Source organism: Pseudomonas sp. MYb541, assembly GCF_037479595.1.
Lineage (GTDB): Bacteria > Pseudomonadota > Gammaproteobacteria > Pseudomonadales > Pseudomonadaceae > Aquipseudomonas > Aquipseudomonas canadensis.
In genome coordinates this window covers 1-19,656 of sequence record NZ_JBBGYS010000053.1, presented here as the reverse complement: position 1 = coordinate 19,656, position 19,656 = coordinate 1, and the positions used below count along the sequence as shown (strand labels likewise).

At 62.1% G+C, this 19,656-nt stretch carries 18 protein-coding genes; 7 read left to right on the top strand and 11 right to left on the bottom strand.

The window, feature by feature from the left end; translation table 11 throughout:
• Positions 1 to 66: 66 nt before the first annotated feature.
• A complete protein-coding gene (locus WH299_RS25785; RefSeq protein WP_126571695.1) occupies positions 67 to 405 on the bottom strand; it encodes a hypothetical protein in 339 nt (112 codons plus the stop codon).
• Positions 406 to 431: 26 nt separating this feature from the next.
• Positions 432 to 1,853: a MocR-like pyridoxine biosynthesis transcription factor PdxR gene (gene pdxR / locus WH299_RS25780; RefSeq protein WP_339551672.1), complete on the bottom strand. Its 1,422-nt coding sequence runs from the start codon at positions 1,851 to 1,853 to the stop codon at positions 432 to 434.
• Positions 1,854 to 1,945: 92 nt separating this feature from the next.
• Here pdxR and WH299_RS25775 point away from each other — a divergent pair, with 92 nt between their 5' ends.
• Positions 1,946 to 3,157, top strand: a complete 1,212-nt coding sequence (locus WH299_RS25775; protein WP_122727594.1) for a Bcr/CflA family efflux MFS transporter — start codon at positions 1,946 to 1,948, stop codon at positions 3,155 to 3,157.
• A 98-nt stretch (positions 3,158 to 3,255) separates the two neighbouring features.
• On the opposite strand, the gene WH299_RS25770 is transcribed toward WH299_RS25775, so the two are convergent.
• Complete coding sequence (locus WH299_RS25770) at positions 3,256 to 4,161, bottom strand: hypothetical protein (RefSeq protein WP_123476703.1); 906 nt, start codon at positions 4,159 to 4,161, stop codon at positions 3,256 to 3,258.
• A gap of 315 nt (positions 4,162 to 4,476) precedes the next feature.
• Here WH299_RS25770 and WH299_RS25765 point away from each other — a divergent pair, with 315 nt between their 5' ends.
• Both WH299_RS25765 and WH299_RS25760 read left to right on the top strand, forming a co-directional pair.
• Entirely contained in the window at positions 4,477 to 5,160 is a 684-nt protein-coding gene (locus WH299_RS25765) for a response regulator transcription factor (RefSeq protein WP_010211030.1), read from the top strand.
• Positions 5,138 to 6,529, top strand: coding sequence for a sensor histidine kinase (locus tag WH299_RS25760; RefSeq protein WP_028615849.1), 1,392 nt, complete (start codon positions 5,138 to 5,140; stop codon positions 6,527 to 6,529). Before WH299_RS25765 ends, WH299_RS25760 begins: the two co-directional genes overlap by 23 nt.
• 160 nt (positions 6,530 to 6,689) lie before the next feature.
• On the opposite strand, the gene WH299_RS25755 is transcribed toward WH299_RS25760, so the two are convergent.
• From WH299_RS25755 to WH299_RS25745, 3 genes are read right to left on the bottom strand one after another with little or no spacing between them, the layout of a single operon-like run.
• Positions 6,690 to 7,106 carry an SRPBCC family protein gene (locus WH299_RS25755; RefSeq protein WP_323625433.1) on the bottom strand — a complete coding sequence of 139 codons (417 nt, stop codon included), beginning with the start codon at positions 7,104 to 7,106 and terminating at the stop codon, positions 6,690 to 6,692.
• 29 nt (positions 7,107 to 7,135) lie between these two features.
• Complete coding sequence (locus tag WH299_RS25750; RefSeq protein WP_016975578.1) at positions 7,136 to 7,933, bottom strand: SDR family NAD(P)-dependent oxidoreductase; 798 nt, start codon at positions 7,931 to 7,933, stop codon at positions 7,136 to 7,138.
• Between the two features lie 17 nt (positions 7,934 to 7,950).
• Positions 7,951 to 8,955: an aldo/keto reductase gene (locus WH299_RS25745; RefSeq protein ID WP_339551670.1), complete on the bottom strand. Its 1,005-nt coding sequence runs from the start codon at positions 8,953 to 8,955 to the stop codon at positions 7,951 to 7,953.
• 113 nt (positions 8,956 to 9,068) lie between these two features.
• Between WH299_RS25745 and WH299_RS25740 the strand changes: the two genes are divergently transcribed.
• Positions 9,069 to 9,962 (top strand): LysR substrate-binding domain-containing protein, encoded by an 894-nt coding sequence (locus WH299_RS25740; RefSeq protein ID WP_126571690.1) that lies wholly within the window; start codon positions 9,069 to 9,071, stop codon positions 9,960 to 9,962.
• Between the two features lie 24 nt (positions 9,963 to 9,986).
• Here the strand turns inward: WH299_RS25740 and WH299_RS25735 are convergent, their stop codons facing one another.
• From WH299_RS25735 to WH299_RS25725, 3 genes are read right to left on the bottom strand one after another with little or no spacing between them, the layout of a single operon-like run.
• Positions 9,987 to 11,279, bottom strand: a complete 1,293-nt coding sequence (locus WH299_RS25735; protein ID WP_339551668.1) for an NAD(P)/FAD-dependent oxidoreductase — start codon at positions 11,277 to 11,279, stop codon at positions 9,987 to 9,989.
• A complete protein-coding gene (locus WH299_RS25730; protein WP_028615843.1) occupies positions 11,276 to 12,364 on the bottom strand; it encodes a polyamine ABC transporter substrate-binding protein in 1,089 nt (362 codons plus the stop codon). The genes WH299_RS25735 and WH299_RS25730 overlap by 4 nt, the downstream gene beginning before the upstream one ends.
• A gap of 23 nt (positions 12,365 to 12,387) precedes the next feature.
• On the bottom strand, positions 12,388 to 13,746 hold the full coding sequence (locus WH299_RS25725; RefSeq protein ID WP_068934205.1) for a glutamine synthetase family protein: 1,359 nt from the start codon (positions 13,744 to 13,746) through the stop codon (positions 12,388 to 12,390).
• A 139-nt stretch (positions 13,747 to 13,885) separates the two neighbouring features.
• Here WH299_RS25725 and WH299_RS25720 point away from each other — a divergent pair, with 139 nt between their 5' ends.
• Both WH299_RS25720 and WH299_RS25715 read left to right on the top strand, forming a co-directional pair.
• Positions 13,886 to 14,788 (top strand): helix-turn-helix domain-containing protein, encoded by a 903-nt coding sequence (locus tag WH299_RS25720; RefSeq protein ID WP_323625437.1) that lies wholly within the window; start codon positions 13,886 to 13,888, stop codon positions 14,786 to 14,788.
• Between the two features lie 72 nt (positions 14,789 to 14,860).
• Positions 14,861 to 17,011, top strand: coding sequence for a TonB-dependent siderophore receptor (locus tag WH299_RS25715; RefSeq protein WP_339551667.1), 2,151 nt, complete (start codon positions 14,861 to 14,863; stop codon positions 17,009 to 17,011).
• On the opposite strand, the gene WH299_RS25710 is transcribed toward WH299_RS25715, so the two are convergent.
• Complete coding sequence (locus WH299_RS25710; protein ID WP_339551666.1) at positions 17,001 to 18,131, bottom strand: MFS transporter; 1,131 nt, start codon at positions 18,129 to 18,131, stop codon at positions 17,001 to 17,003. The genes WH299_RS25715 and WH299_RS25710 overlap by 11 nt on opposite strands.
• Before the next feature lie 100 nt (positions 18,132 to 18,231).
• Here WH299_RS25710 and WH299_RS25705 point away from each other — a divergent pair, with 100 nt between their 5' ends.
• Positions 18,232 to 19,002: an AraC family transcriptional regulator gene (locus WH299_RS25705; RefSeq protein ID WP_339551665.1), complete on the top strand. Its 771-nt coding sequence runs from the start codon at positions 18,232 to 18,234 to the stop codon at positions 19,000 to 19,002.
• Between the two features lie 3 nt (positions 19,003 to 19,005).
• On the opposite strand, the gene WH299_RS25700 is transcribed toward WH299_RS25705, so the two are convergent.
• Positions 19,006 to 19,443 carry a carboxymuconolactone decarboxylase family protein gene (locus WH299_RS25700; protein ID WP_028615837.1) on the bottom strand — a complete coding sequence of 146 codons (438 nt, stop codon included), beginning with the start codon at positions 19,441 to 19,443 and terminating at the stop codon, positions 19,006 to 19,008.
• Between the last annotated feature and the right edge of the window lie 213 nt (positions 19,444 to 19,656).

The following is a 19,656-nucleotide window of genomic DNA, read 5'->3' as shown; positions in this document are numbered from 1 at the left end:
GCCGCATTACGCGGCCCACAGCAAAGCCATCCCGGTCAGGGGATGCGTCTTGAGGTGCAACAGGAATCAGGAACGGGGTGGGCGCCAGACGCCGGACGGCGTGCGGTCTGGGATGAAATCCGAAGAGGTGCTGACGAGCAGCGGATGCGCCAGGCTCAACGGCGCCTTGAGCACCGGCAAGGAGAGTTGCAGCAAGCCGCCAGTCTTGCACTCCTGGCCGGGTTTGCAGGCCTTGCCGTGATCGACGCCGTCCTGGCAGCAGTCAGGGTTCATGTCGGTCATCACCTGCATGTCCGACATCTTCATCGGGCAGGGTTCGGTGCTCGACGGCACACCCGCCATCCCGGTCAGGGGAAGCGTGAGGCTCAACAGCAAGACCAGGGCTAAACGCAAAAGGCGGCTCATGGGGCGCGAGTCTAGCCAAGCGCGGGTTAAGCCGCTATTAACAATTGCGTGAGAACTCGGCCGTGATAGCGGATCTGGGCCAGGGTCAACGCGGTGTAGCCGATGATCACCGCCGGCGGCAAGCTCACGCCGTGACAGAACTTGCCCAGAGGCTGCAGCGTCAACCCGGCTTCGGCGGCATGGTTGCAGAAATCGCCCTCTTCGACACCGGCCGGCAACCACAACACAAAATGCAACCCTGCCTGCTGGCCACTGACCGCGCAGCGCCCGCCCAGGCATTCCAGCAACGCATCGCGACGGGCCTGGTACGCCTGGCGCGAGGCACGCAAGTGACGCACGAAGGCGCCACTGCGCAAGAACTCGACCAACCCCAATTGATCAGTGGCCCCCACCGAATGCCCGGTGAGTTGCAAGGTGCGCAACAGCCCGCGACGCAACGCCTTGGGCACCACCATGAAGCCCACGCGCAAACCGGGGAACAGGTTCTTGTTGAAGCTGCCGCAGTAGATCACGCGGTCTGCCGAATCCAGGGACTTGAGCGCCGCCAGTGGCGCGGTGTTGTAGTTGTACTCGCTGTCGTAATCGTCTTCGACCACCCAGGCGTTCGCGCGGGCTGCCCAGTCCAGCAGCGCCAGGCGACGGGACACCGACAGCGTCATGCCCAGCGGCGCCTGGTGCGCCGGGGTGACGTAGGCCAAGCGGGCTGTCTCGGGAAGTTGCGCAGTATCGAGGCCCTCGGCGGTGACGGGGATGCCCTGCACATTGGCGCCTGCCAGCGTGAATAGGCGCCGTGCCGGCAGGTAGCCTGGATCCTCGACACAGGCCCTATCGCCGACCTTGAGCACGCTGCGCGCGATCAGGTCCAGGGCGTGGCGGATGCCGGTGGTGACAATCACCTCATCGGCTTCGCAATGCAGACCGCGATAGCTGCGCAGGTAGTCGGCGATCTGTGCGCGCAACTCGGGCAGGCCGGCCGGGTGTGACGCCTCCAACACGCCCGGCCCGACTGACAACAGCCCACGGGTGATACAGCGGGCCCAGCTCTTCAGATCGAACAGGCTGGCATCCGGGCGCCGTGCGACAAAGGGCACATGGCTCTGCACACCACTGTCCGGCAGATCAGACTCCACAGGCCGACGGGGTATGTCCTTGGCCAACGGCGCGGCGATGAACTGCTCGGGGATCACCGCGCACACCCGCGTGCCGGACCCGGCGACCCGCTGCACGTAGCCTTCGCTGTGCAGACGGTCGAACACGGCTTCCAGCGTGCCACGGGAGACCCGCCAGCGTTCGGCCAGGCTCCGCGTGGAGGGCAAGCGGCTGCCCGCCGGCAGTTGGCGGTTCAGGATCGCACCGCGCAAGGCTTCGTAGGCGCCCTGCTGCTTGCCCGCGTCCAGCGTGTCGGGACGCGGCAGGTCGAGGGCGGATGCGGTTTTTCCTCGGCTCATAGTGGTCCTATCGAACAAGACACAAGTGGTCCTAATGATTAAACCACAACGCAGCTAGAGTCAGGACTCTACTCTTTGCATCGAGACGCCCCATGACTCAACGCGCCCTCTCCACCGGGTTCTGGCTGGTGCTGCTGACCGTGCTCATCGCCTTGCCACGCGTGACCTTGGACATGCACCTCCCGGCCCTGCCCGCCATGGCCGATTACTTCCAGACCAGCGACAGCCAGTTGCAACTGACCCTGACGCTGTACGCCCTCGGCTCGGCGATTTCGCTGCTGGTCAGTGGGCCGCTCACCGACCGCTTTGGTCGTCGTCCGGTGTTGCTGGCCGGGTTGTTTTTGTATGTCCTCGCCACGGCAGCTTGTGCCCTGGCGGACAACATCGCCGTGTTGATCATCGCCCGACTGTTCCAGGCCTTGGGTGGCTGTTGCACCACCGTGATCGGCCGTGTGATCGTGCGCGATTACTTCGACCGCAACGAGCAAGCACGCCTGCTTGGGCTGATCTCCATGGCCATGGCAATTTCGCCCATGGCCGCGCCGGTACTGGGTAGCCTGATGCTGCCGTTCATCCACTGGCGCGGGCTGTTCGTGCTGCTGGGCGTAATCGGAGCTGTGCTGTGCCTGGTCGTGTATCGCCGTTTACCTGAAACCCGCCCGCCGGAAGTCGCCGCCGCCCCGCCGCGTGGGCTGTTGCGCATCTACGGCCAACTGCTGCGTGACCGCTACTTCCTGCGTTACTCCGTGGCGATCGGTTGCGTGTACAGCACCTATTTTCCGTTTATCAGCGAGTCATCGGCGTTGCTGCAACGGGGGTTTCATCTGTCCGCGACTGCTTACGCACTGGTATTCGCAACAACCATCAGCGGCTACATGCTGGGCGCGAACCTGTTTCGTCGGCTGGTGCGGCGCTTCGAGGCAGACCGTTTGATCGTCGCCGGCATAGCCGTGAACGTGCTGGGCAGTGGGATTCTCGCGCTGGCGACTGTCGCGCTGCCGGGGGAATGGCTGGCGATCGTCCTGCCGATGGTGCTGATCATGGTGTCGGTGGGGATGGTGATTCCGGCCTGTCAGCTGTCGGTGCTGCAGCCTTATGGTGCAATCGCGGGAACGGCATCCGGGCTGTTCTTTTTCACCCAGATGTTCCTGACGGCTGTGAGCAGTTGGGCGACCGGGCTGTTATCCGATGGCACGTCGGCACCGTTGGTGATGATGACGGCACTGGCAAGTGTGTTGCTGGTGACAAGCTGGCTGGCCTTGCAGCAAAAAGCCGCGCCTGTTGCTCAGGCGCGGCTTGGGTAACGCAACAATCAGTGCATGAAGATCGCGATCAGGATGATCACCGGAATAGGCACACCGAGGAACCAAAGCAGTAATGAGCGCATGATGTTCTCCTTGAATTAACGTACGAAGTGTTCGGTTTCGACATACACCACGGCATCGCGACGGCGACCGCCAAAGGTGGCTGCGAAGCTGGCGAAGAACGCGCCGATCAACAGGGCAACAAAGGTCCACAGCGACGTGTAGGCAGCGACCTTGGCGGCGGTATCAGCAGCTTGTTTGGCTTTGAGCTTGGCGTCTTCCAACGCTTTGCGGGCGTCGCCGTAGACTTTGTCGATACGCGCTTCGGCATCCGCCTGGCTGAGGTTGGTGCGCTGGCTGATCAACTGGGCCAGGTAGGCGCGGTCTTCAGGGGCCAGTTGACCGTCGTTGCTCAGGGTGCGGGTGAAGATGCGGGCAACCACACCGTGGGCGGCGTCATCGCTGACGGCGGCCGGGCGGTCGTCGCGAAACAGGCTGTCGACGTAGTAGTCGAAGTCGCCACCGTTGACGCCCTTGGCAGCACTGCCAGCGGCTTGGGTGATGCCGCTGGCCGCGCCGGCTGCAACGCTGGCACCGGCTTTCACGCCGCCGCTGACGACACTGCTCACCGAACCGACCACCAGTACCGCAGTAATCAGCGTGGCCACAGCCCAGGCCAGGAAACCATGGGCGGTGTCGCGGAAGTACACCTCGTCGCCGTGCATATTCGCCCACTTCACCCGCAACCGGCCGGCGATATAACCGCCCAGCCCGGACGCGACGATCTGGGTAAACGCCAGCCAGACAATCGTGGAAATGCCAAGCCCTTTGGCACTGATGCCACTGTCGGCCCACGGCGATACCGCCGAAAAGCCCAGGCCGAAGCCCAGCAGCACCAGGATCAGGGACAATGCGGCCGCAGCGGCCGCCCCTGCAAAAATCGCCCCCCAGGAAACCCCGGAGAGCGCGCTCGACTCTTGCAGCGTGGATGAAGATGTGATCATTGTTGTTGTGCTCCAAGGCAGAAAAATAGTGTTACAAGTCTCAAAAGGGACAGTGCAGGCACCATGCCAGTCGCCACAAAAATAAATATCTATATATTTCAACAGGTTAAATAACTTGAACTTCCCAGGACCATGCAAGTTGCAAGAAACGGCAGTGGCAGGCGGGCTTTATGCATTCCCGGAGGTCAATGTGGCGGTTTTGCCAACATGAAGTTTTATTTAGGAAGCGTTCAGCCATTTCTTGGCAAAATGCCCGCACATCTGTAGGAGCCGGCTTGCCGGCGATTGCGGTCTTCCAGTGTGAAAGGTAATCCCATGACCCGAATTTTGACCATCGAGGATGACGCCGTAACGGCCCGCGAGATCGTCGCCGAGCTGAGTAGCCATGGACTGGATGTAGATTGGGTAGACAACGGCCGTGAAGGCCTGGTCCGCGCCGTCAGTGGCGATTACGACCTGATCACCCTCGACCGCATGCTGCCGGAACTCGATGGCCTGGCCATCGTCACCACGCTGCGCACGATTGGTGTGTCGACGCCGATCCTGATGATCAGCGCCCTCTCCGACGTGGATGAGCGTGTGCGCGGCCTGCGTGCCGGCGGGGATGACTACCTCACCAAGCCGTTCGCCTCGGATGAAATGGCCGCCCGCGTCGAAGTGCTGCTGCGGCGCAAAAGCACGGTCCAGGAGTTCGAAACCGCCCTGCGCGTGGCCGACCTGGAACTGAACCTGATCAGCCGCGAAGCCAGTCGCGCCGATCAGCCCCTGAGCCTGCTGCCCACCGAATACAAGTTGCTGGAATTCCTGATGCGCAACACCGGGCAGATCCTGTCGCGGATGATGATCTTCGAAGAAGTCTGGGGCTATCACTTCGACCCCGGCACTAACCTGATCGACGTGCACATCGGCCGTCTGCGCAAGAAGATCGACCCACCGGGCCTCACGCCGCTGATCCGCACGGTACGAGGTTCCGGTTATGTCATTGCTGAACCCCTCTAAAGGCTGGCGCTCTTCCAGCAGCCGCTTGCTGGCGTTGTACAGTTCGTTGTTCGTGGCCTGGAGCTGCATCCTCATGGGGGTGCTGTATTACGAGGTGTCGGGTTACCTGGGCGACCTGTCGCGCCATTCGCTGATGCAGCGCCAGCACCTGTTCCAGCGCTTCGACGGCGAGGAACTGGTGGAAGCCCTGACCACCAGCATGACCTTCGACATGAAGGGCGTGGACGCCTACGGCCTGTTCGATGAGCAGTTCCGCCCGCTCAGTGGGCCGATCCGCGCGGTGCCGCCGGACCTGCCGCTGGACGGCAAGATCCACGCCCTGGTCAACTGCGTCGACTCCGACGACCCCAAGTTGCCCAAGGACAGCTGCGACGCTGTCGCCACCCACACCGAAGACGGCCGCTGGCTGGTGCTGGTGCGCGCCAACGGTTCGCTGTTTGGCGTGACCCGGATCATCTGGCATGCCCTGCTGTGGGCGCTTTCGTTGACGATTATCCCCGGTGTTGCCGGCTGGCACTTATTGCGTCGACGCCCGTTGCGGCGGATTCGCGGGATCCAGGCCAGCGCCGAAGCCATCGTCGCCGGCGACTTGACCCACCGCCTGCCGCTGTCGAACCGACGCGACGAACTGGACATGCTCGCGGCCATCGTCAACGCCATGCTGGATCGCATCGAGAAGCTGATGAACGAGGTCAAGGGCGTGTGCGACAACATCGCCCACGACCTGCGCACCCCGCTGACACGCTTGCGCGCGCAGTTGTACCGGATCAAGCAGGAGGCCGAGGCGGAGTCGGACTACGCGGTGAAACTGGATGACGCGATTGCCGAAACCGATACGCTGATGGCGCGCTTTCGCGGGCTGTTGCGTATCTCCGAACTGGAAGACCACCAGCGTCGCTCCGGCTTTTTGGTCATGGACCCGCTGCCGCTGTTGCGCGAGTTGCACGACTTCTACCTGCCGCTGGCCGAAGAAGGCGAGTTGCAACTGCGCCTCGAAACCCCGGAATCCCTGCCGTGGATCACCGGCGACCGCGCCCTGCTGTTCGAAGCCCTGGCCAACCTGTTGAGCAACTCGATCAAGTTCTCCCCACCGGGCGGCGAAGTGATCTTGCGCGGGGTCAATGATGCCGGCAGCACGCGCATTGAAGTGCACGACTCCGGCCCCGGCATACCCGCGGCGGAACGTGACGCAGTGTTCCAGCGCTTCTATCGCGTGGATGAAAGCGACCAGCAAGGCGGGTTCGGGTTGGGCTTGTCGATTGTGGCGGCGATCATCAACTTGCATGGGTTCAAGTTGGAAGTGGGTACCAGTGAACAAGGCGGTGCCAGATTAGTCCTGGAATGCCGCCAGCAGCTCATGCCCGAATAGCTTGCGCTGTCGAGATTTACTTCGGTGAGCGGGCTTGCTGTGGTGAGCGAGCTTGCTCGCGCTGGAGTGCGTAGCGCTCCCAAGATTTTTGGGGCTGCTGCGCAGCCCAGCGCGGGGTAAGCCCGCTCACCACAAACGCCCAATCACCACAGGTTCAGTTTCAGGCCGGGAAATTGGCGCGCAAAGCCTCAAGCCCACCGCTGTAGACACCGGCAAACAATTCCTCCACCGCCGCATCCGTAGTCCCCGTCGCCGGCGTGAACACACCCGACCAGGTCACTTTCGCCGACGTTTCGGTCAAGGCCTCAACCTGCAATGTCGCCAGGTACGCACTCACCGGAAACGGTGACTGCTCGATGGTGTAGCTGTAGGTGCGCCCAACGTTATCAAAGTTCTGCAACCGCTCCACCACCACGCCACCGTCGGCGGTTTGCAGGTGACGCACGCGGCCGCCATCGCTTGGCTCGCTTTTGACAATGAACGGCAGCCAGTCCGGCAGGCTGTTGAAGCCGCCGACCAATTGCCAGACCTGATCGGCCGAAACCGGGATTTCAATCACAGAAGACGCTGTTGCCACGTTAATTACTCCAGAAAATGAAAAACAATTCAGATGGCCATGCTGTCGACCACACCACCGTCGACCCGCAGCGCGGCACCGGTGGTGGCAGATGACAGGGGTGAAGCAATGTACGCCACCAGGTTGGCGACTTCATCCACATTTGCCGCGCGCTGGATGATCGAGGTCGGCCGTGCGTTACGCACAAACACATCCGCCTCGTCCCGCGCACTGCGCCCCGATTGTGCGGTGGCGTCCTTGAGCATCTGCTCCAAGCCGTCGGTAAAGGTCGGACCAGGCAACACCGCGTTTACCGTCACACCGGTGCCCGCCAGGCGCTTGGCCAAACCATGGGACACCGCCAGATTGGCGCTCTTGGTCACGCCGTAGTTGATCATGTCCGCCGGGGTCGCCACGCCGGACTCCGACGACAGGAAAATCACCCGCCCCCAGCCCTGCTCGACCATACCCGGCGTGTAATGCCGCGCCAGGCGTACACCGGAGATCACATTGACCTCATAGAAGCGTGTCCACTCGCTGTCCGGGGCCTCAAAGAAATCCACGTCGTTGAAGATGCCCAGGTTGTTGACCAGGATGTCGGCACGCGGTTCGGCGGCGAAGAGTTTTTCTGCACCTTCGGCCGTACCGAGATCCGCCACCAAACCACGCAGGTCAGCGCCGGGAACGGCCTGGCGGATGCTCGCCAAGGCGTCATCCACCTTGCCCGCGTCACGCCCGATCACCACCACCGTGGCGCCGGACTGCGCCAGCGCCTGGCTGATGCCCAGGCCAATACCGGCGGTGCTGCCGCTGACAATCGCTACTTTGCCGCTTACATCAATTTTCATGGTTGAAACTCCTGAAGTTAAAGCGGCAGTGGTGCGCGATCCGAAATCAATCGGGCATCGCGCAGGGCCTGCCAGAAGGCTGCCGGAATCTTTTTTGACAACGCCGCGACGTCTTCGGCAATCCTGCCCGGACGGCTGGCACCGGGAATTACCGCCGCCACGGCCGGATGGGCCAGGGAGAATTGCAGCGCGGCGGCTTTCACACTGACGCCGAACGCCTGGGCAATCGCCTTGATCTGCTCGACCTTGCTGATGATCGCCTGGCTGGCTTTCTGGTATTCGAAGTGTTCGCCACCGGCAAGGATGCCCGAGCTGTAGGGGCCACCGACGACGATCTCGACGTTCTGGGCAGAAGCCGCGTCCATCAGGCGTTGCAGGGCGCGATCGTGGTCCAGCAGAGTGTAGCGGCCGGCCAGCAAAAAGCCGTCGGGTTGCGCTTCCGTCAGGTCCAGGGTCAATTCGCACGGCTCGACGCGGTTCACGCCCAGGCCCCAGGCCTTGATCACGCCCTCTTCGCGCAAGCGAGTCAGCACTTTGAACGCACCGGTACGGGCCTGGTTGAAGTACTCCAGCCACTGGTCGCCGTAGAAGTCCTGGGCGATGTCGTGAATCCACACGATATCCAGGCGATCGGTGTTCAGGCGGGTCAGGCTGTCTTCGATGGAGCGCAAGGTGGCATCGGCGCTGTAGTCGTTGAGCATCTTGTTCGGGCGGCCGTGTTCGAACACGCCGCTTTTCTCGCCGAGGTCACGGGCGCTGTCCTCGACTTCGTCGAGGATCACCCGGCCGACCTTGGTGCTGAGCACGAAGTCGTCACGGTTGTACTGCGACAGGGCTTGGCCCAGGCGGATTTCCGAGAGGCCCGAGCCGTAGAACGGCGCCGTGTCGAAATAGCGCACGCCTGCGTTCCAGGCCGCCTCCACAGTGGCCTGTGCCTCGTTTTCAGGAATGGCGCGGAACATGTTGCCCAGCGGTGCAGTGCCGAAGCCGAGTTGGCCGGGAAGTTTATCTTTCAAGCTCATGGTGGATCCTCAATGGGTTCAGGGGTCGCTGTGACCGTTGAGCAGATCCTAGATTGCAGAGATCGGACCGTCCAAGACATACTGCGACCAACTTGAGTCCTCGTAGGTCTAACATGATCGATCTCCGCCAACTGCGCTACTTCGAAGTGGTCGCCGAAGAAGAACACGTCGGCCGTGCAGCCGAACGCCTGCACATCTCGCAGTCGCCGCTGAGCCGGCAGATAGCTCAGCTGGAAGAGCGTTTGGGCCTGACCTTGTTCGAACGCAGCCAGCAACGCATCCGCCTGACCCGTGACGGCCAGACCTTCCTGGCTGAAACCAAAGCGCTGCTGACCCACGCCAATCGCCTGGAATCCCTGGGCAAGCGCCTGGGCCGTGGCGAAGAAGGTGGGCTGTGCATCGGCTATATCGAAAACGCCATGCATGCCGGTGTGTTACCCAATGCCCTGCGCGTGCTGCGCGACGACCGCCCCACCGTGCATATCAAGCTGTATAACCTGCCGTCTCTCGAACAGCTGGAAGGTCTGCGCCAACGCAGCCTGGATATCGCGCTGGTGAACGAACCACCGGCCGCCGATGACCCGGACCTGATCGCGCGGCAAGTGCTGGATGACCCGATGCTGCTGGCCCTGCCCGAGCATCATCCCTTGGTACACATGAGTGAGCTGTTGCCCGAACACCTGGCCGACCAGGAGTGGATCGGCGTGCAGCGCAAACCCGGCGCGCATCCAGCTGACGACTTTGTTGCTGCCTGCATTCGCGCCGGCTTCACCCCGCAGATCCCCATGGAAGCCGGTGAACCGTTTACCGCGTTGGGCTTGGTGGCTTCGGGGTTGGGCGTGGCGATGGTACAAAAAGGCCTGAGCCGCAATGCCCCGCCCGGCGTGGTGTTGCGGGAGCTGCCATGGCTGAGCTACACCACACCATTGTGGGCAGCGTGGCATCGGATCAACCTGCGGCCACTGGTGGAAACCTTCCGCAAGGTACTCACCGAACCCGAGGCCTGACGCCGTTTGAAATGGTGGTGTCGGTTAGATCAGCTCTCGCAGCCGGTACCACAACATCCCCAACGCCAGCAGCGGCGAGCGCAGCGCTTTCCCGCCAGGGAAGGTCATGTGTGGCACTTGGCTGAAAATATCCAGGCCCGTGCTGTGGCCGGCGTGGATACCTTCGGCCAGCAACTTTGCACACCAGTGCGTCACGTTCAACCCATGCCCGGAATAGCCCTGGGCATAAAACACATTCGGGTACTGCTTCAGGCGCCCCACCTGCGGGAAGCGGTTGGCGGTAATGCCGATCTTGCCGCCCCACTGAAACTCAATGGCGGTATGGGCCAGTTGCGGGAACACCTTGAGCATTTTCGGTTGCATATAGGCGGCGATGTCCACCGGATCGCGGCCGGAGTAATGGCAGGCGCCGCCGAATAGCAGGCGGCGGTCAGCGGACAATCGGTAATAATCCAGGCCGACTTTCTGGTCGCACAACGCCAGGTTCTGCGGGATCAACTGGTGGGTCATTTCTTCCGACAACGGCTCGGTGGCGATGATGTAGCTGCCCGCCGGGAGCACCTTGCCGCTCAGGCGCGGTTCCAGTTCCTCCAGATGGGCATTGCAGGCCAGCACCAGGTGGTCGGCGCGTACCGTGCCGCCTGAGCAGCGCACTTGCACCGTGTCGCCGTGGATCAGTTCAAGCACCTCAGTGTGCTCGAATATCCGCACTCCGAGAGACTCGGCCAACTGCGCTTCACCCAGCACCAGATTCAACGGGTGAAGGTGCCCGGAACCCATGTCCACCAGGCCGCCGGCATACACCGACGAGCCCACCACTTGCTGCATATCCTGCGGACCCACCAGGCGCGTTTCGTGGGCATACCCCATCGCCGCCAAGTGCTCCTGCTCACCTTTGAACGCCGCGAACTGCGTCGGCGTATTGGCCAACTCGCAAAAGCCCCAGCGCAAGTCGCAGTCGATGTTGTGCTCGCGAATACGCTCGCCCACCAACGCCACCGAGTCAATCCCGGCGCGCTCCAGGTAGCGCACGCCCTCCTCGCCCACGTACTTGGCGAAGCCCGACACGTCATGGCCGATACCGCGAATCAACTGCCCGCCGTTGCGCCCGCTGGCGCCCCAGCCGATGCGCCGGGCTTCCAGCAGGATCACCGAAAGCCCGCGCTGGGCCAGTTCGATGGCGGTATTCACGCCAGTGAACCCGCCGCCGATCACGCACACATCGGCGGTCAGGTCGCTGCCCAATGCGGGGCGCTCCGTCAGGGCGTTGGCCGTGGCCCGGTAGTAGGACCGGGCGTGGTCAGTCGACTGCATCATTTGTTGGTCTTCACTTTGCTCCAGGCCCGGGTCATCAGGCGCATGGTCGCCGGGGTCGGCGTGGTGGAAATGTAGAGTTTGTCGAGGACTTCCTGCGGCGGGTACACCTCGGGGTTGTTCACCAGTTCCGGGTCCATGAAGGCCTTGGCGGCCGGGTTGGCGTTGGCATACCCCACCGAGGCGCTGACCTTGGCGATCACTTCAGGGTCGAGCAGATAGTTAATGAAGGCGTGGGCTTCTTTCGGGTTGCTCGCGTCGGCGGGAATCGCCAGCAGGTCGAACCACAAGTTGGAGCCTTCCTTGGGAATCGAATAAGCAATGTTCACCCCATTCTTGGCTTCCTTGGCGCGATTGGCAGCCTGGAACACGTCGCCGGAATAACCGAAGGCCACGCAGATATCACCGTTGGCCAAATCCGAGATGTACTTGGAGGAATGGAAGTACGTGATATACGGCCGCAGCGTCAGCAGCTTGGCCTCGGCCTGTTTGTAGTCCTCGGGATTCTCGCTGCGCGGGTCCTTGCCCATGTAGTTGAGGATCGCCGGGAACAGCTCGTCCGCCGAATCGAGGAAGGCCACGCCGCATTGGTTGAGTTTCTTGATGTTCTCGGGCTCGAACAGCACCGCCCATGAATCGATATGGTCGATGCCCAGCACCTGCTTGACCTTGTCGACGTTATAGCCAATGCCATTGGTGCCCCACAGGTACGGCACCGAGTGCGCGTTGCCGGGGTCATTCTTTTCCAACAGCTTGAGCAACTTGGGGTCGAGGTTCTTGAAGTTGGGCAGTTGCGCGCGGTCGAGCTTGAGGAACGCACCGGCCTTTACCTGGCGCGCCAGGAAGTGGTTGGACGGCACCACCACGTCGTAGCCGGTGCGCCCGGCGAGCAACTTGCCCTCCAGGGTTTCATTGGAGTCGAACACGTCGTAGATCGGCTTGATCCCGGTCTTGGCCTGGAAGTCGGCCAAGGTCGTCTCCCCGATATAGTCGGTCCAGTTATAGACGCTGACCGTCGGCGCCGCCTGGCTGGCGCTGCTGAACGCGGCCACCAGGGCCAGCGGGAGAAGCTGTTTCACAAGACGCATATCGACACCCCTTTTTTGGTTTTTTAGACGCTCAACAGCAGGAACTCACGCTCCCAGGAACTGATCACCCGCTTGAAATTCTCGTGTTCGGCACGTTTGACCGCCACGTAGCCCCGCACGAACTTGTCGCCCAGGTACTGCTTGACCGTGTCGCAATCCTCCATGCGCGCGAGCGCATCTTCGAGGGTGAACGGCAGGCGCAGGTTGCGGCGTTCATAGGCGCGACCTTCCACCGGCACACTGGGTTCGATCTGCTCGATCATCCCGAGGTAGCCACACAGCAGACTAGCGGCAATCGCCAGGTAGGGATTGGCATCGGCGCCGGGCAAGCGGTTTTCCACACGCATGGCGTCGGGGCTGGAGGTGGGCACGCGCAGGCCGACGGTGCGGTTTTCTTCGCCCCACTCGACGTTGACCGGCGCCGAAGTGTCCGGCAGGAAGCGGCGGAACGAGTTCACGTTGGGCGCGAACATCGGCAGCAGCTTGGGGATGTACTTCTGCAAGCCGCCGATGTGGTGAAGGAACAGTTGGCTCTTATTGCCATCAGCGTCGACGAACACTGGTTTGCCGGTGGCGATGTCGACCACGCTCTGATGCAGATGCATGGCGCTGCCCGGCTCGTCAGCCACCGGTTTGGCCATAAAGGTCGCGGCTACGTTGTGCTTGAGCGCGGCCTCGCGCAGGGTGCGCTTGAACACGGTGATCTGGTCGGCCAGGTCGAGGGCATCGCCGTGGCGGAAGTTGATTTCCATCTGCGCCGGGCCGTCTTCGTGGATCAGCGTGTCGAGGTCCAGGCCCTGGGCTTCGCACCAGTCGTAGACGTCTTCGAACAGCGGGTCGAATTCGTTGGCGGCATCGATGGAAAACGACTGACGCCCGGTTTCGGCGCGGCCGGAGCGGCCTATCGGGGTTTTCAGCGGCAGGTCCGGGTCTTCGCAACGCTGGGTCAGGTAGAACTCCATTTCCGGCGCGACGATCGGCTGCCAGCCCTGATCGGTGTAGAGCTGCAGGACCTTCTTCAGCACGTTGCGCGGCGACAGTTCGATGGGGTTGCCCTGCTTGTCGAAGGTGTCATGGATCACAATCGCAGTGGGCTCAATCGCCCACGGCACCACATACGTGGCATTGGACACCGGGCGGCAGACCATGTCGATATCGGCCGGGTCGAGCAGGTCGTAGTAGATCTCGTCGTCGACAAAGTCCCCGGTTACCGTTTGCAGCAGCACACTTTCCGGCAGGCGCATGCCTCGCTCATGCAGGAACTTGTTGGTGGGCGCAATCTTGCCGCGTGCGATGCCAGTCAAATCACTGATCACGCATTCGACTTCGGTAATCTTGTGTTCTTTCAGCCAGGCGGACAGCTGATCGAAGGGGGCGTTCATAAGGACCTCGTCATGGGTTGGGTGCATGCGCCGGCTTGTACTCCTGGCGCATTGAGGTCTATCTTGATGCGCCGCCCCTGCGGCATCTATCCACTTTGCACGAACCACAACGCACCAATAGAGTGCGCCCAGGTTACTCATGACACAGGCAACAGCTTTGCGCGTACAGGCCTTCACCACCGGTGATGTGGCCGCTCAATGCAATGCGACACCCGGTTGGGTGCAGCAGTACCAGCAGATGTCCCCAGGACATTTTGCCGGGCGAATCCGCTATCTGGATTTGCAGGGTGTGCAGGTGTACGAAGAGTGCATGAACACCCGCGTGGAACAGCATTTCAACGCGCCGCCGGGCTCGTTGGCGTTCTGTTTCGACGGCAGTGATAACGCGCTGTATATGCTCAACGGCGAAAGCCACAACACCTGGATCACCCCGGAAAACTACCGTGAAGTGGCGGTGGTGTTCGGGCCGCAATTCGTGCAGCGCCATGGGCTGGATGTGGCCAAGCTCGAAGGCCTGTTCATGGCACCGTTGACCTGCCAGCAGAATGGGCTGTTCAGCCGCTGGCTGAGTGGCACCCTCACCCGCTTGTCCGCCGAAATCGACCCCGCCAGCCGTGACGCCCTCACCCAACAGTTACTGGACGATTGCCTGTTCATCCTCGACAACGCCTGCGTGTGCCTGGACCGCCACTCGTTGCAGCGACGCAGCGAAGAACGCCGGTTGATGGCGCGCATCGGCGAATGGGCGGCGGATGCACCGGATGAGACCGTCAACCTGCTGGAACTGGCGCACATTGCCGGCGTGCCGTTGCGTCAGTTGCAACAGGGCTTCAAGACCTACACCGGAATGAGCCCGGCGCAATGGCTGAGGTTGCGCCGCTTGAACGGGGCGCGGCGTGAGTTGCTGGGTTCACCGGACTCTACTGTGGCCGAGGTGGCGATGAATTGGTCGTTCTGGCACCTGGGGCGGTTTTCCAACAGTTACCGGGCGTTGTTCAAGGAACTGCCGAGCGAAACCCTGAAGCGCACTACGCCCTCGTAGCAGCAGACTTGTAAAAGACCACGCTTATGCCTAGCTTATGCGCCCCCCGCCCGCGCTTTAAGGCCCTGCCCCATGGTTTTGCGTTCTCGTCCCGTCGTTTCCTCACGTTTCGCCCTCGGCCTGCTGCTCAGCGGCGGCATCGGCAGCAGCCTGGCGGCTGAAATCGAACTGCCAGCGGTGAACGTCCAGGGCCAGGAAGAGTCCGGCTATCGCAGTGAAACCGCCTCGGTGGCCGGCTTCGATGACGCGCCGCTGCTGGACACTCCGGCGTCGATCACGGTGATCAACGCTGCGCTGATCAAGGACCAGCAGGCGCGCCTGCTCAGTGAAGTACTGCGCAACGACGCCTCGGTAGGCGACAGCTATGCGCCCATCGGCTACTACGAGAACTTTGTGGTGCGCGGCTTCTCGCTGAACGCCGCGAGCAGCTACAAGATCAACGGGCGCACCATCACGGGCGAGCAGAACGTTGCCCTAGAAAACAAACAGCAGGTCGAAGTGCTCAAGGGCCTGGCCGGCCTGCAAAGCGGGATTTCCGAACCAAGCGGCGTGATCAACTACGTGACCAAGCGCCCGGAAGACGTGCGCTCGGTGACCGTCTCCACCGACGATCGCGGCAGCGGCTACATCGCCACCGACGTGGGCGGCTGGTTTGGCAGCGAGCAGCAATTCGGCCTGCGCGCCAACGTGGCCCATGAAGACCTCAACTCCTATGTGGAACACGCCAATGGCCAGCGCGACTTTGTGTCCCTGGCGTTCGACTGGAACATCAGCCCCGATGCGGTATTGCAGTTGGATGCGGAATACCAGGACAAGCAACAGCGTTCGGTGCCGGGCTACCAATTGCTCGGCGGCACCGAAGTACCCCACGATGCTTCACCGAAAAAACTGCTGGGCCACCAGAGTGGGTCGAAGCAAGTGGGCATTGACTCACTGAACCTCAACGGTAAGTTCGAGTACCGCTTCAGCGATCAGTGGAAAGGCAGTGTCAGCGCCGCGCGCAGCAAGGTGGTGATCGATGATTACAGCTCGTTTGCCTATGGCTGTTTCTATGTGACCGATTGCGGCACTGCTTTCTTCAGCCCCACCGGCGACTACGACATCTACGACTACCGCAGCCCCGACGACACCCGCCGTGACGACGAAGTGCAGGCGGCCATGACTGGGCTGTTCGACACCGGTAGCCTGGGCCATGAACTGACCGTTGGCACCAGCGCATTTCGCCGAGTGGTCGACAAGCGCAAGTCGGTCAACGAATACATCGGCAGCGCCAACATCAACGTCGACACCCCGACCTTCGCCCCCACCGACGTGCCGTTGAACGACAAGCACCGGCGTCTCGACAGCCGCCAATATGGCCTGTTCGTAACGGACCGCATCCGCTTCAACGAGCAATGGCAAACCATCCTCGGCGGCCGTGAAGTGCGCCTGGATGAAAAAGCCTTCGACCAAAACGGCAATCAGCAACGCCATACCCAACAATACGAATTTCTGCCCCAGGCGTCGTTGATCTACAAACCGGTGGAAAATGTGTCGCTGTACACCAGCTACAGCAAAGGGCTGTCCCTGGGCGGTGAGGCACCTTGGACGACCCGCAACGACGGCGAAACCCTGGCCCCCACCACCTCACGTCAAATCGAAGCCGGGGTGAAATACGACTGGCGCCGCATGAGCTTCACCGCCGCTGTATTCCAGACCCGCCAGGCCTACCAATACGCCAAGCCGGACGGCACTGGCCAATTCGACTATGTGCAACAGGGCGAGCAAAAGAACACCGGCCTGGAACTGTCGGCCAATGGCTGGGCCACTGAGCGCCTGCAGATCGCAACCAGCGTGGCGGCGATTCGTGCACGGGTGACCGGCAGCGGGACTGCGGACTATGAGGGCCACCAAGCGATCAACGTGCCCAAGCTGCGCGCCAGTGTGTATGCCGATTATGCATTGCCTTGGGTGAACGGCCTGGCGGTACTCGGCGGCGTGCAATACAGCGCCAAGAAGTACGCCAACCGTAGCGGCAATGTGGAGGTGGGGGATTACGCAGTGGTGAACGTCGGCAGCCGCTACACCACCAAAGTGAGCGGCTATGAGACGGTGTTCCGCCTGAGCGTCGACAACCTGTTCGACAAGCGCTACTGGCGCGACGCGGGCGAATACATGGGCGATGACTACCTGTTCCAGGGCGCGCCCTTGACGGCGCGACTGAGTGCTTCGGTCAACTTCTGAACATACGCGGCGCTGCCAGCCACAGCGCCGCCAGGCCGCACGTCAACAGGCTCCAGCCAAGGTCCTGAGCCCAGGTAACCAAGGTCAACCCGGCGCCAATCGCCAGGTAATAGAGCAAGCCAAAAACGGCCGCAGCGGTGCCAAGGCGGTCTTGATAATCCACCAATGCCGCCCCCAGCACGTTGGGAATCGCCATGCCGAACGCCAGCACCACCAGCAGCATCGGCCCCACGAATAGCCAGCTGTCCTGCAACATCAGGACAGACAGACCGCCTGACAGCGCCACCCCTGCAGCGACCAGCACCAACTGCTCGCCATTCAGGCCACGCTTGAGCAAGGCTTTGTTCAGCCATGCCCCAAGCCCCGATCCAAGCGCGAGCAACACACCGCTGTAGCCGAACTCGGCAGCAGACAAGCCCAGCCGCGCGAAGATAAACGGCCCCACGCTGTAGTAACCAAACAGCGCAATATTGAACGCCGCCACCAGGCCAACGGAACGCCATACCCCGAGGTCCCGGAGCATCAGGCCCACGGTTTGGCCCAGGGGCGAGGTCGGCAGGGGCGCCGGACGCGTCTCGGGCAAGGCCCACAGGCAGGCGAACCACAATCCCGCCGCGGTCAGCAGCAAACCCGTGAGCATGCCGCGATAGCCGAAATACTGCACCAGGGTCGCGCCGCTGAACAGGCCGACTGCCGGACTGGCGGCCAGGGCAATCCCCATCACGGAAAACACCTGGGCCAACTGCGCGCCGTGAAAACGGTCGCGCAACAGCGTCTGCGTGGCCACTGAGCCAACCGCTGCGCCGAAGGCCGCGATGGTCTGGGCCAACAGCAGACCGTTGAACGTGCTCACACTCAAGGCCAACAGCGTGGCGGCGACATACAGTCCCAGCCCGGCCATCATCACTGGGCGCCGGCCCCAGCGATCACACAACCGGCCCCACACCACCACGCCAAACGCAAACGCCAGGAAGTACACCGATAATGTCTGCCCGGCCCGTTCAGGTCCGACGGCGAAGGCTTGGCCGATATCACCCAGGGCCGGGCTATAGAGGGTTTGGGCCAGTTGCGGGAACATCAGCAACGCCACGGCCAGCACCAACACGTTTTTAGATGTCATGGATCGCACCTTCACGGGAAAACAAGCGGAAGGATTCTAAGCGGCGGGGACTGGAGTATTATCCAGACTTCGACAATCTATCCATGAAATCGGACAGACCATGGTATGGCTCGCCGCCGACGCATCCTTCGACCCTGACAGCCACCTGGCTCCCGTCATCGGCATAGCCGCCCTTCTCGGCGACCACGACTCCGGCCTGCATCACCACCGGCGTGGTCAACTGTTGTTTACCCAACAAGGCTGCACCCGCATTACCCTGGACAATCAACTGTGCCTGCTGCCACCGACCCGCGCAGCGTGGATACCTTGCGGTGTGCGTCACCGTGCGGTGATGAGCAAGGCTGTAGATTACCGCTCGGTGTACGTAAGCCCGGCCGTTGCAACCCTGTTGCCGACAGAGGTTCGGGTGATCGAAGTGAGCGCCTTGTTGCGCGCGGTGCTGGAACCGATGGCCATGGCCCCCTTCGAGACTAATTGGCACACCGGCCGATATGCCCATTTGCTGGCGTTGTGCCTGGAGGAAATCCAGGGTGCGGCCGAGCAACGCATGCTCCTGCCCTTGCCGCAGGACAAGCGCCTGGCACCATTGCTGGCCCATCTCGAACGCTTGCCGCCCACGCTGCAAGCACTGGAAAAGCAGGTCGGCGCCAGCACCAAGACCATCGGCCGGATCTTCCTGCGGGAAACCGGCCTGGGGTATCAGCAATGGCGCCAGCAGTGGCGCTTGATGCGCGTCATCGAGTTGCTCGCTACCGGGCGCAGTATCGGCTACTGCGCCTTTGAGCTGGGCTTTGCCAGCGACAGCGCATTGATTGCCTTCTTCAAGGGAATGACCGGCACCACGCCACGGGGCTATTTCAAATCAGGTTGAGCCTTACTTTGGCATTTTGCGAAAGCCCACTGCCAGCCGGTTCCAGCTGTTGATGGTGGTGATGGCCACGCTCAGGTCGATCTGCTCCTGCGGGCTGAACTCAGTGGCTAGTGTGTTGAAGTCTTCGTCCGGGGCGTGGGTGTGGCTGATCAGGGTCAGGCTCTCGGCCCAGGCCAGGGCGGCGCGTTCACGCGGGGTGAAGAACGGCGTTTCGCGCCAGGCGGAGACGGTGTACAGGCGGCGTTCGGTTTCACCGCCTTTGCGGGCGTCGGCGGTGTGCATGTCGAGGCAGAAGGCGCAGCCGTTAATCTGCGAGACGCGCAGGCGTATCAGTTCCAGCAGGGGCAGTTCGATGGACAGCTTGCCGACGGCGGCTTCCAGGGCGAGCATGGCTTTCATGGCGTCTGGGGAGGCGGTGTAGAAATCGGTACGGGTTTGCATGGGGGTGCTCCAGGGCAGTGGGGATTGATGGCTAGGTTAGTCATCGGGCCTTGGAGGGGGAATATCCAATTTGGGGTAAGAATGGGTGACCAATTGGGTTGGGTTGGGTTGGGTACATATCCGTTATTTGGGTAACGGCCGCTTATGGTTCCGCCCTTACGGCGGGTCACTTTCGAAAAGCCGGAATGCCGGCCCAGTCGAAAGTAACCAAAG